11 protein-coding genes and 1 riboswitch are annotated in these 12,865 nt (G+C 31.0%); of the genes, 3 read left to right on the top strand and 8 right to left on the bottom strand.

All coding sequences use genetic code 11. The annotated features are described in order from the left end of the window. Window positions 1-79: 79 nt before the first annotated feature. The 8 genes from AB8B22_RS03960 to gpmI form a co-directional block, all read right to left on the bottom strand. On the bottom strand, window positions 80-1,051 hold the full coding sequence (locus AB8B22_RS03960) for an ABC transporter substrate-binding protein (protein WP_369711735.1): 972 nt from the start codon (window positions 1,049-1,051) through the stop codon (window positions 80-82). Between the two features lie 21 nt (window positions 1,052-1,072). Continuing rightward, on the bottom strand, window positions 1,073-1,849 hold the full coding sequence (locus tag AB8B22_RS03955) for an ABC transporter permease (protein ID WP_094080666.1): 777 nt from the start codon (window positions 1,847-1,849) through the stop codon (window positions 1,073-1,075). Then, window positions 1,818-2,126 (bottom strand): thiamine-binding protein, encoded by a 309-nt coding sequence (locus AB8B22_RS03950; protein WP_094080667.1) that lies wholly within the window; start codon window positions 2,124-2,126, stop codon window positions 1,818-1,820. The genes AB8B22_RS03955 and AB8B22_RS03950 overlap by 32 nt, the downstream gene beginning before the upstream one ends. 67 nt (window positions 2,127-2,193) lie before the next feature. Beyond that, a riboswitch (TPP riboswitch) is annotated at window positions 2,194-2,296 on the bottom strand. Window positions 2,297-2,404: 108 nt separating this feature from the next. Beyond that, entirely contained in the window at window positions 2,405-3,934 is a 1,530-nt protein-coding gene (locus AB8B22_RS03945; protein ID WP_094080668.1) for a methyltransferase regulatory domain-containing protein, read from the bottom strand. 138 nt (window positions 3,935-4,072) lie between these two features. Further along, window positions 4,073-5,755: a DEAD/DEAH box helicase gene (locus tag AB8B22_RS03940; RefSeq protein WP_369711734.1), complete on the bottom strand. Its 1,683-nt coding sequence runs from the start codon at window positions 5,753-5,755 to the stop codon at window positions 4,073-4,075. A 178-nt stretch (window positions 5,756-5,933) separates the two neighbouring features. After that, on the bottom strand, window positions 5,934-6,677 hold the full coding sequence (locus AB8B22_RS03935; protein ID WP_094080670.1) for a tetratricopeptide repeat protein: 744 nt from the start codon (window positions 6,675-6,677) through the stop codon (window positions 5,934-5,936). Between the two features lie 134 nt (window positions 6,678-6,811). Next, the gene (locus AB8B22_RS03930; protein ID WP_369711733.1) at window positions 6,812-7,327 is read right to left on the bottom strand and encodes a PTS sugar transporter subunit IIA; all 516 of its coding nucleotides are present in this window, start codon (window positions 7,325-7,327) and stop codon (window positions 6,812-6,814) included. A 93-nt stretch (window positions 7,328-7,420) separates the two neighbouring features. Further along, on the bottom strand, window positions 7,421-8,911 hold the full coding sequence (gpmI, locus tag AB8B22_RS03925) for a 2,3-bisphosphoglycerate-independent phosphoglycerate mutase (RefSeq protein WP_369711920.1): 1,491 nt from the start codon (window positions 8,909-8,911) through the stop codon (window positions 7,421-7,423). 337 nt (window positions 8,912-9,248) lie between these two features. Between gpmI and AB8B22_RS03920 the strand changes: the two genes are divergently transcribed. The 3 genes from AB8B22_RS03920 to glyA are packed head-to-tail and all read left to right on the top strand — an operon-like array spanning window position 9,249 to window position 12,854. Then, window positions 9,249-10,544 carry an alpha/beta hydrolase gene (locus tag AB8B22_RS03920; protein WP_094080837.1) on the top strand — a complete coding sequence of 432 codons (1,296 nt, stop codon included), beginning with the start codon at window positions 9,249-9,251 and terminating at the stop codon, window positions 10,542-10,544. A gap of 1 nt (window position 10,545) precedes the next feature. Beyond that, window positions 10,546-11,556 (top strand): VacJ family lipoprotein, encoded by a 1,011-nt coding sequence (locus AB8B22_RS03915; RefSeq protein ID WP_369711732.1) that lies wholly within the window; start codon window positions 10,546-10,548, stop codon window positions 11,554-11,556. A 53-nt stretch (window positions 11,557-11,609) separates the two neighbouring features. After that, window positions 11,610-12,854, top strand: a complete 1,245-nt coding sequence (gene glyA, locus AB8B22_RS03910) for a serine hydroxymethyltransferase (RefSeq protein WP_369711731.1) — start codon at window positions 11,610-11,612, stop codon at window positions 12,852-12,854. The last annotated feature ends 11 nt before the right edge of the window (window positions 12,855-12,865 follow it).

Genomic DNA, 12,865 nt, shown 5'->3' with positions numbered 1-12,865 from the left:
TTAATGAACTTCTTATGCTTGAATAAAAATTTTCTCCAATGCTTATTAAAATTCTCACATTTTTTTCTCTTTCAACTATTTATTCCAAATACTCATTACTAAATCCAAATCCACTTGGAATTTGCTTTTTAATCAATTTATTTTTATATAGCCAACTGTAAAATAAATCCCATCTATTTTTATCTATCTCTCCCCATTTTTTAGCGTTTCCTTTATACTGTGAAACTAGCCACTTTTGACTGGCAAGCGCTAATTTTGGATTTATTTCAGGCGAATTTTTTACCAAAATTTTTGCTGCTTTTTCAGGATTTTGGATTGAATATTCATAGCCTTTTTTTATTGCTTTTAAAACTTTTTTTGCTTCATTTGGATTTTTTTTCAAATAATCGTTGTTTGCAATAATTACAGGACTGTAAAAGTCAAGCTCAGGTCCATAATCCACAAATTTTAAAAAGTTTGTCTTAAGACCCGCAAGCTTCGTTGCAACACCATCCCACGCATAGTAAACCCAGACCGCGTCAATATTTGTTCTTAGTGCTGTCACAACATCAGTAACTGTGTTTGGAATCATTTTTACGTTATTAAAATTTCCGTTGTCATCGGTAACCATCTTTTTTAAAATGGCTTTTTCAATTTCATCATCCCAAGTTGCGTATCTTTTACCCTCCAATTTTTTTGGCGTATTTATGCCTTTTTCTTTTAGCGAAATAATTCCAGATGTGTTGTGATTGATTATTGCTGCGACCGCTGTTACTGGAACAGGTGCATCAGACGAAAATGACTTTGCCAGTGTGTCTTGAAAGCTTATTCCAAATTCAGCTCCACCAGCTCCGATTAGTGCTGTTGTACTTCCTTCAGGCGGCTGCACAATCTCTACATCGATTCCCTCATCTTTAAAATATCCCAAATCTTTTGCGACAAATAGTCCTGTGTGATTAGTATTAGGTGTCCAATCCAAAACTATTCTTATTTTTTTAGATTTTTTTACACAAGATACTGACAATATCAGTATTACCATTAAAATTAAGATTTTAATAAAATTTTTTTTCATAAAGCTCTCCTTTTTTCAAAATCAAATAGCTTCTTCCCAAGGCATACTCAATTTTTGAATTTTTTTTACAACAAACATCAAAAATAAACTAATTATTGAAATTAAAAATATCACTGCAAACATTTTATCAAATGAATATGACTTTCTGACTCTCGTCATATACACTCCAAGTCCATCAAATCCGCCCAGCCATTCAGCAACAACTGCGCCTATAATTGAATAGCTGACAGATATTCTAAGTCCCGCAAAAAAATATCCAATCGAACTTGGAAGCTTTATGTGGACAAAATTCTGAAATGGTGTTGCTCCCATCGTTTTCATAAGTTTTAGCGCATCTTTATCCGCCGACTTAAATCCATCCAAAAGTCCTATTGTTATCGGAAAAAATGAAGTTAAAACAATAAGTACAATTTTGGGTAAAATTCCATACCCCAGCCAAAGTACCAAAAGTGGTGCAATCGCAACAGTTGGAATAGTTTGAGTAATTATTAAAATTGGATAGATGGACTTGTAAAAAAATTCAAACATATCCATAATAATTGCGACTAAAAAACCTAAAATCACTCCCATTCCCAGTCCTAAAGAAGCTTCTACAAGTGTAACCTTCATGTGGTGCACAAGAAGTGGAAAATCATTTACAAAAGCCTTTATTACATCAAAAGGCGAAGGCAGCATAAATTTTGGTACAACTCCTGTAATTGACAATATTTGCCACTTTATTAAGATACATAAAATAATAATTAGTGGTGCGATTTTATTTAATAGTTTACTGTATATATTTTTTGATTTTTTCTTCAATTGTGAGTATCTCTCCTCTCGGCTTATAATTTATCTTGACATACGACATCACACTTTCCGCTCCAGCTTCAACTGCAATAATTTGACACATTTTAACAATGTTCATAAGTTCATCATAATCTCCTTCAATCGTCGTTTCAAAAGGTCCAACTACCATTTCTAAATTTTTACTTTTAATGTACTCAATAACTTTGTCCACTATTCTTACCACTTCTTTGTTTTCGCAAGTATTCGGCAAAACTTGAATTGCAACACTTGCATTGATTTTATTAGACATAAAAATATCTCCTTTCAAATTATATTAAAAACAAAAGGAGATTTATTTATTTATTAATATTAAATTGTAATATTAAAAAAATACTCCCTTCGCCGGCATTATCCGTATCAGGTTAAACGGGTTAAGTCAAAAGACTACTCTCAGCCATTATAGCACCCCTGTATTTATATTTAACTTTGATATCTTTACTTTAAGTATATCCCTATTTTTTCATAAGTCAATATCATTCTAAAAAAAATTTAAAATTATAATATATTTTATTTTTTTATATTATAAATTTATTTTCTTTTGAAAAAATTCAAATTTTCATATTTTTCCAAAAACATTTCTAAATATTCAGCTGGATCTACATCTTCCTCTTTTCCATCAACCATTCTCTTAAGTCCCAATTTTTCTAATTCACTTATTAATTTATCTTTAGTTGTGGGTTCTTTTAACTGCTGTAAAAGTAAGAGTTCAATGGTATCCACAGGGAAAATTTCATTTTTAAAGTTTCCAATTCCGATATATTGTCCGTCTTCACTTAAAATAACTTCCACATATTTGATAAATTTTTCTGGAACATAAGTTTCATTTTCCACAAAACTTACTCTTTCAATTCTTGTCAAATAAAAGTTTAGGTTTCCTGTTATTACATTATTTAAAATAAATCCTCTTATTTCTTGAACTATTTTATCTTTTTGCTCTTGATTTAAATCTTTATCTTCTAAAAACTTCTTCGCATCTTCTATTTGAAATTCACCATGTTTTTTGCTAAGCAAATGTTTTAATGCCTCTTCCAAAACTTTGTCTTCAAGTTCGGCTATCTCTATTTTATTTTTTATCACATAATAAAGAGTGTCAATTATTGTATTAGGTATACTTTCAGAAAAATTTAATTTCTCCGTTTGACTTTTCTTACACATAAGTGATTTTCTGAATTTTGTATCCAAGATAAAGTCAATACATTGTTCTTTGATTACATTATCTCCGCCAGACAACTGCTGTAACTTTTCTACAGTTTCCTTTTTATAAGAAGTTGCCATTGATAATTTTAGATTTGTATCAGTAAAATATTTTAATCCATTTTTATCAGCTAGCTCAGCAAATTGGTGAATGTACAGTGGATCATTAAACATTTCTAAATATTCGTGTCCAAGGTAATAATTTTTATGTTTTAATACACTATCCATCCATTCTAAATAACCCTTGCTTCTTTCTTTCAAATCTGGATAAAGTTCTATCTGTTCTTTAAAAATTTCTACAACTAATCTTCCTCTTTCTGTTTTTTCAAGCAATGAAAGGTTTGGATAAAATTTATTTACGTACATCATCATATCTCTTACTTTTGAGGCTTCTTTCCAACCTGGATAAGTATTGTATGACAAATATGCAATTCCGTTTTCATTCAGATTTTGGTTACAAATTTCTATCATTTTATGTTTTACATCATTCGGAACCCATGAAAAAACACCATGAGAAATTATATAATCAAATTTACCAAAGCTTTCATCAATTGTCAAAATATCCTTTTGATGTAACTCAATATTCTTTAATCCCAATTTTTTTATAATTTCATTTCCTTTTTTTATCTGTTCATGTGACAAATCCACACCAACATAATAGTTATCTTCAAAATTAATCGCTTGAGCAATTAAATTTCCTCCAAAAGATGTCCCTAACTCTAGCACTCGAGCTTTTGTAGCTTTTTGAGGATTAAGTCCATAAAAATATGCATATGCTTCCAATTTCATCATCGCAGTATCTGCAAACGGATTTGCTTTATAGACTAATTCATCGTAACTTTCTTTTTTTTCTTCGTTATTCATTTTATAATTTCCTTTCTTTGTTTTAACTTAACTTCCAAAATTATATCATATTTTTAACCTTTTTTCATTATTTTTTTGTCATTTTAGAAAAAAATTCCCATCAATTTAAAATTAACAGGAATTTCACTTTTCATAAATTTATTTTTTAGACTTTTTCTTAGATTTTTTATCTTTTTTGTCTTTTTTGAAGAACTTTTTTACTTGATGATTTTTTCTTCCAGATTTTTTAGAAGATTTTTTCTCATTCCCTCCGCTTTTTCTTCCGCCTGTAGCTTCTTCAACCAAAGGTTTAGAATCTTTTTTAGAATTTAGTGCTCTCATAATATATTCCGCTTCTTGCAACGGCACTGTTATAAATGAATATTTATCCATAATTTTTACATCTTTTACTTTTCTTCCTGGAGTTTTTGCCTTTTTATGAAGTAAATCTAATAGCCTTCCCACATTATAACCATCTTTTGAGCCAAGTGCGATAAATAATCTTGTTTTATCCGCAATTTTAACTTTCACATCTTGAATTTCACTGTAATTTTCAGGTAGAAACTCATCTTCATAGACATGTCTTAACACAGATGCCAACACTTGTTTTGGGTCTCTTCCTTGGAGTAAATTATTTGCCAATTCATCGTAAGCGCTGTGGTCGTCTTCTTTTATAATTTCTTCAACATAAGCGATTAATGCTTCTTTTTTAGCATTTAAAATTTCTTCCACATTTGGTATGTCTTCTCTTTTGATGTCAGTTTTTGTAATTCTTTTTATCTGAGCTAATTTACTAGCTTCCCTAGGTGTAACAAATGTAATTGCAATCCCTCTTTGTCCAGCTCTTCCAGTTCTTCCAATTCTGTGAACGTAAGATTCAGCTTCTTGTGGAATTGAATAATTAATTACATGTGTTAAATTGCTTACATCTATTCCCCTTGCCGCAACATCTGTCGCCACAAGAATCGTCAACACTTTTTTCTTGAATAAATCTAGCGCTTTTTGTCTTAACGCTTGAGTGATGTCCCCGTGAATGCATTCAGCATCATAATTTCTAGCTTTCAGTTTATTTGTAACATCGTCAACTTCCGATTTTGTTCTACAAAACACAATTCCATAAAAATCCTGTTCATAGTCCAAAACTCTGCATAGCGCTTCAAATTTATCCTCTTGCTTAACTTCATAATAAATTTGTTCCGTCAAATTTGTAGTCAATTCTTTTTTTGCAACTTTTAATAATTTATATTCTGGCATAAATTTTTTAGCTATCGCCAAAATTGGTTTAGGAATCGTTGCTGAGAAAAATAACATTTTTTTCTCGTCGTTTGTCTTTTTAAGTATTTCTTCAATATCTTCAACAAATCCCATATTTAACATTTCATCTGCTTCGTCTAATACGAAATAATCTAAATTATTAACTTTTAAGACTTTTTTATTCATCAAGTCTATAACTCTTCCAGGTGTTCCAACAACAATGTCAACTCCTGACTTTAACCTTCTAATTTGATTTTCGATAGATGCGCCACCATAAACTGCCAATACTTTTAAATCCTTTTCACCTTTTAACGAATAAATTTCATCTGCCACTTGATTTGCAAGTTCTCTTGTAGGTGCCAAAATTAACGCTTTAACAGTTTTATCAGATTTAATAGTTTCTAGGATTGGAATGCCAAATGCCGCTGTTTTTCCTGTCCCTGTCTGTGCTTGTCCTATTAAGTGCGTTCTTTCCTTTAATAATTCGGGAAGTACCAATTTCTGTATTTCACTTGGCTCCTCGAATCCTTTTTTACTTAGTGCATTAAGCATTTCTGTACTTAATCCAAAATCTTCAAATTTTTGCATCTTTTAAAATTACCTTCCTTTTTTCTTTTATAATATTTTTGACCAATTATTTGATTTTAATTTTACAATTGGTCGTTTTATCGTATTAAAAATTTTCTTTTTCATACTTTTATTTTTTTATACTATATATTATTATATCACATTTTTTTAAAATTTGATAATTTTTTTATATTTTATTTTATAATTTTTCTAATTTTAATTTCGCTTCTTTACTTCCAGCCTCCGCTGCTTTTTCATACCACTTTTTAGCTTCTTTAGTATCTTTAGCCACACCTTTTCCCTCTTTGTATAAATCTCCCAGTGCAACTAGCATTGGCGCTGCATCTGCATCTTTTCTTTCTTCAGCCTTCTTGTAAAGTTCAATCGCTCTTTCATAGTTATTTTGACTTTCATAAATTTTTGCTAAATTATACTGAGCAACAATATCTCCTGCACTATCTCCTATCTCATAATAAAAAATTGCATCTTCAACATTTTTTTTTGTACCTAGACCTTTTTGTGCCATAATTCCCAAATATCTAGGAGCTTTCATTTCAGCGTTCATATTTCCTTTGTCCATAGCTTTATTAAACAATTCAGATGCTTTTTTATAATTTGTTTTGACTCCAAATCCTTCAAAATATATTATTCCCACATTTGTAGTCGCTATTTCATTTCCTTTTTTCATCGCTTTTGTTGACCACATAAGTGCTTTTTTGGGATCTTTTGGAACTCCTTTTCCAAAAAGATACATTTCCCCCAGCTCAGTTTGTGCCGCAACATCTCCTTTTTGAGCCGCTTCTGTCAATTTTTTCACCTTTTCATCAATCGCTGACACGATTTTAGGCTTAGGAGCCGATTTAAAACTTCGCTCTTTTTTACCACAACTTGCAAAAATCATAAGTCCCATTACAAGCAAAATACTTTTTTTATATTTTTTCATCTATATTTTTCTCCTAAATTTTATTATAATAACATTGATTAGTCAATTAAGATAATTTTTAAATAAAATAAAAATATTCTGTAAAATAAAATAACTCCCTTAGAATCAACTAAAAGAGTTATTTCCTTCATTAACTATTTTTGAATGTCTAAAACTACTGTTTCCCCAGCTTTAGCCACTCCGCTTTCAACTGGATTTAATGAACTGTAGTCTTCATAGTTTGAAATAATTACTGGTGTGATTATTGATTTTGCATTTGCTTTTAAGAAATCATAATCATATTTAATTAATGGATCTCCAGCTTTTACAACTGCACCTTCTTCGGCAACTCTTTCAAATCCTTTTCCTTCTAATTGAACTGTGTCCATCCCAAAGTGAACAAAAATTTCAACTCCTGCTGGTGTCACAATACTAAATGCATGATTAGTATCAAAGATTTTTTCAACTCTTCCTGCAGCTGGTGCTAACATTACACCTGATCCGTTAGGCTCAATTGCAATTCCGTCTCCTACCATTTTTTGAGCAAATACTTCATCAGGAACTTGAGATAAAGGCATGATTGTACCTGAAATTGGTGCGATTATTTTCCCTTCAAACTCTTGTTTTGCTTCTTCTTTTTTTCCCTTTTTAAATAAATCAAATAGTCCCATTTTTTTTCCTCCAATATATTTTTTTAACTAATTTATAATAATATGATACCATATATTATTCAAAAATACAAAATTTTTTTTTACTAAAAGAATTTATTTTTCTATCAAACTACTTCCATCCATTTCAACAGGTTTTTCCAATCCTAAAAGTTCTAACATTGTAGGTGCAATATCAGCTAATCTTCCACCTTTTCTCAATTTAACATCCTTCATATCATTTGAAACGAAGATAAATGGAACAGGATTCGTAGTATGCGCTGTATGAGCTTCTCCTGTTTCTGGATTTACTAATAAATCAGCATTTCCGTGATCTGCAGTTATAAATAATACTCCGTCCATTTCCAGCACTTTTCTTACAATTTGTCCAAGGCAGTTGTCAACAGCTTGACAAGCTTCAATTACTGCATTTACATTTCCTGTATGTCCAACCATGTCAGGATTTGCAAAGTTTAAGATAACTGTATCAACTTTTCCTGTGTTTAATTCTTCAATTAATCTGTCTTTTACTTTGTAAGCACTCATTTCAGGTTGCAAGTCATAAGTTGCAACTTTGGGCGAATCAGTTAAAAGTCTTATTTCTCCCGGATAAGGTTCTTCTTTTCCACCATTAAAGAAAAATGTAACATGTGCATATTTTTCAGTTTCTGCAGTTCTTACTTGAATTAATCCAGCTTTTGAAACAACTTCTCCAAAGCAGTTTACTATTTTTTCAGGCGGGAAAGCGATTGGTGAATTAAATGTCGCATCATATTGAGCCATTGTAACAAAGTTTACTTTAGGATAAACTTTTCTGTCAAATCCTTTAAATTCTGGATCAACAAATATTCTGGTAAGCTGTCTTGCTCTATCTGGTCTAAAGTTTGCAAAAATTACTCCATCTCCATCTTTGATTAATCCATTGTCTTTTGAACCAATTTTAACAGGAACTACGAATTCATCAGTTACACCTTTTGCATAAGACGCTTTAACAGCTTCGTTTGCAGTTGGATAAACCTCTCCTTCTCCAATAGTTAGTGCATCATAAGCTAATTTTTCTCTATCCCAGTTGTTATCTCTGTCCATTCCATAATATCTTCCTATTATAGTTGCGATTTTTCCAACACCAATTTTATCCAAACCTTCTTGCAACTGAGCTAAGTAATTTACTCCACTTTCAGGCGCTGTATCCCTTCCATCTGTAATAGGGTGAACATAAACTTCTGTAAGCCCCTTTTTAGCTGCCATGTCAACTAATCCAATAATGTGGTCGATGTGGCAGTGAACTCCACCATCAGATGCAAGTCCTAAAATGTGAAGAGCTTTACCATTATTTTTTGTTGTATCCATCACATTTTCCAAAACTTCATTTTCTAAAATTGAGCTATCGTTAATTGCTTTTGAAATTTTTGGAAGCATTTGAAAAACTGTTCTACCAGATCCAATATTTGTATGTCCAACTTCAGAGTTTCCAAATTGTCCGTCAGGAAGTCCAACATGTCCTCCATCAGCACGAAGTTCTGTAAAAGGATATTCCCTTTTATACCTTTCAAAATTTAATGGTTTCGCCATTTTTATTCCATTAACTTGATCGTCGTGGTGATTAATTCCTCAACCATCTAAAATTACTAAAACTACAGGTCTTTTTTTCATTTTATTGTCCTTTCAAATTAATATGTGAAATTTTCACTTACCATATTTATTATACTAGTTTTTTTTCAAATTTTCAAGAAATTATATATTTATTTTTAAAAAAATTTTTAAAAACTCAGTAAACATATAGTAAGTTAACTATATATAACATGTGTTTTTTCTAATTTAACAAAAGTTTTTCTAGAAATTTTGGTTTATTTTTGATAAAATATGTATAAGCAAATTTATATAAAAAATTTTTAGGAAAAGAAAGGAGCGTGTGTGGAAAATATTAAATTTTTCACAAAAAAATATGTTAAAAAAATTACTACTTGCTACTATTTTTTTAGTAATTTCAGTTACTGGATTTTCCGAAACTGATATTTCGCAAATAGCAGCTGATTATCCTTATAAAGAAAGTGCTATAATATCAACTGTCTTAGGAACACCGACAGAACAGTATTATAAATTTAAACATGCGAAAGGACCTAAAGTAAAAAAATTTAAACCTACTAAAAAAATACCTGAAATTTTAAGACAATGGAGCATATATGATTATGGCGTTTGGGAACAAAAGGAAAAAGCACCACTTATGATTGTTATTTCAGGAACTGGATCGACTTACAACAGTGGAATGTCACTTTATTTAGCTAATGTCTTTTATGATAAAGGTTACAATGTAATAGCGTTTAGTTCACCTACAACAATGCCTTACATAGTATCTCAAGGTATGAATAAGTATGGGGGATATATGAAAGACGAAACTGAGCAGATGTACAATTTAATTACACGAGCTATTTCTGAAGAAAAAAAACATGGTATGAAAATCTCAAAAACCTATGTTTCAGGATATAGTTTAGGTGGATTTCAATCGCTTTTGCTACAGGAATTAGACAGTGAGAAAAAAAGAATTGGAATAGAAAAATCCTTGCTTCTAAATTCTCCAATAAGTATTCTTACAGCAACTAAAAAATTGGATGGATTTTTAGTAAAAAATGGGATTTTTGATGCAAAAAGTTTGGAAAAATATTTAGATAATATTTTTTCTAAAATTGTAAATGACGACTCCGTTAAATTAAATGATTTTTCTTCTACAAATATTTCTGCATCACTTGGAAAATTAAATCTTGGAGAAAAAGACTTTGAGATATTAACTGGACTTCTATTTAGATTTTATTCGGCAAATATGACTTTTGCGGGTGAAGTTTTCAGCGGAAACGATGCTTACGGAAGGCTTTCTGACAAAAAACATTACAAAAGGTTTGATTCTATAACAAAGGAATTTCAAGAAGGACTTTCAGTTTCATTTGAAGAATATGCAAAAGAGCTTTTATACCCTTATTTAAAGAAATATAAGCATCCTAACTTGACACCAGATGAATTTTTAAATGATTTTGATTTAAGAAGCCACAAAGATTTTATAGAAAAAAATAACAAAAACATTGTCTTTATTACTTCAGAAAATGATATTTTACTTACACAAAGCGATTTGGACTACATAAAAAATACTTTTTCAAATAGAGTTTTAATGCCGTTTGGAGGACATACAGGACTTCTTTGGCATAGCGACATGGCAAACTTGATGGTAGAAAAATTGGAGGAAGAATAAAATGACAAAATTTAACAAAAATAAAATTATGATATTTAGCACCGTTATTGCGGCTTGTACAATATCCTATGCAGATGCTGACGAATTTTATCCAGAAACAAAAAATGTCAATACAGTTAGCTATCTAGATGAATCAGTAAAAGAAGCAAATGACGATATTTATATAGAATTCGTAAATGAAAAAGAGGATATTCCGACTCAAAATAATGTGGAAAAATTTAAACTTACAAATTTGAAAACTAAAAAGAAAAAAATTGATAAAAATAGATATATTGCTTTTGAACAGGATAATTATGGGGATTTGGCGAATAATATTGAAGGATTGGACGACGAATACATAGTATCAAGTAAAGTTCTTGATTTAACTGGAATGGGTGGCACAATAAACGACCCGCTTGAACCATTTAACCGAAGAATGTACGCATTTAATACTCAGTTTGACAAAAAAATTGCTTATCCAGTGTCAAGAATTTACGGAGCAATTGTTCCAAAACCTATAAGAACAGGAATTTCAAACTTTTTCGGCAACTTTAAAGAAATTCCGACTTTTGTAAACTCAATGTTACAATTAAAACCTGGAAAAGCAGTAAATGCGCTGGGAAGATTTGTAGTAAATTCGACTGTTGGAGTTTTGGGAGTTACTGACGTGGCAACTAAAATGGGAATGAAAAAAGATTACGAAACAATGGGAGAAACACTTGGACATTATGGAGCTAGAAGCGGAGCTTATTTGATCTTGCCTCTTGTAGGTCCAAGTAATGTTAGAGATGCTATTGGAAGTGGAATTGACGGTGCAATGGAAGGTGCAGCCAGAGGTTACGTTGAAGATAAATTATTTTTTGACACAGGTGTCTTTGACAAGACTGTGTATGGATTTACAAGACCTGTCGTTACAGGGCTTAACCTGCGTTCATTAATAAATTTCAAATACGGGGATTTGAATTCGCCATTTGAATATGATTTAGTAAAAATACTTTATCAGAATTATAGAAAAGTTCAAATAAAAAAATAGATAAAAAAATAAATTTAATTTAATATGGTACAAATAGTATAGAAGGAGAAAAAATGAGTTATATAAAAGATTGTGACATTGAAGTTTATAATGCTATAAAAGCGGAAGAAAAAAGACAAGAAGAAGGAATTGAGCTAATCGCTTCTGAAAATTTTGTTTCAAAAGCTGTGATGGAAGCTGCTGGGTCAGTTTTTACGAATAAATATGCGGAAGGTTATCCTGGAAAAAGGTATTATGGAGGTTGTGTAAATGTCGATATTGTTGAAACTTTGGCAATTGAAAGACTGAAAAAAATCTTTGGAGCAAAATTTGCGAATGTTCAGCCACATTCAGGTTCTCAAGCTAATATGGGAGTTTATGTTGGACTTTTAAATGCCGGGGATAAAATTTTGGGAATGGGACTTAGTTCTGGTGGACATTTGACTCATGGATATAAAATTAATTTTTCTGGAAAAAATTATGTTGGTATTGAATATGGTCTGGATCCTGAAACTGAATTAATTGATTATGACAAAGTGCGTGAAATTGCACTAAAAGAAAGACCTAGAATAATTGTTGCAGGTGCGAGTGCTTATTCAAGAATTATTGATTTTAAAAAATTTAGAGAAATTGCTGATGAAGTTGGCGCTTATTTTATGGTCGATATGGCTCATATTGCGGGACTTGTTGCAGCTGGAGTTCATCCAAATCCAATGGAATACGCTGATGTTGTAACTTCTACAACTCACAAAACTTTAAGAGGACCTCGTGGTGGAATTATTTTGACAAATAATGAAGAAATTGCAAAAAAAGTTGATAAGACAATTTTTCCTGGAATTCAAGGTGGACCTCTTGCACATATTATCGCAGCAAAAGCTGTCTCTTTTAAAGAAGCGTTGACTCCTGAATTTAAAGAATATCAAATTCAAGTGGCTAAAAATGCTAAAATCTTGGCGGAAGAGCTTACAGAAGGTGGACTTAGAATTGTAAGCGGCGGAACTGACAATCACTTGATGCTAGTTGATTTAAGACCAATGAAAGTCACTGGAAAATTGGCGGAAGAAAAATTAGAAAAAGCTGGGATAACTTGTAACAAAAACGCTATTCCAAACGACCCTGAAAAACCATTTATCACAAGTGGAGTAAGACTTGGGACCCCAGCGATTACCGCTCGTGGATTTAAAGAAGAAGAAACTAAGCTTGTTGCAAAATTCATTTTAGAAGTTCTAAATAATATTGACGATGACAAAGTTATAGAAGAAGTTAAAAAACAAGTTTTGGAATTGACTAAAAAATTTCCACTTTACAAAAATAAATAAAAAATCTAAAA

Source organism: Leptotrichia rugosa, assembly GCF_041200005.1.
Classification (GTDB): Bacteria; Fusobacteriota; Fusobacteriia; order Fusobacteriales; family Leptotrichiaceae; genus Leptotrichia; species Leptotrichia rugosa.
This window is presented reverse-complemented; position numbering and strand designations above follow the sequence as displayed.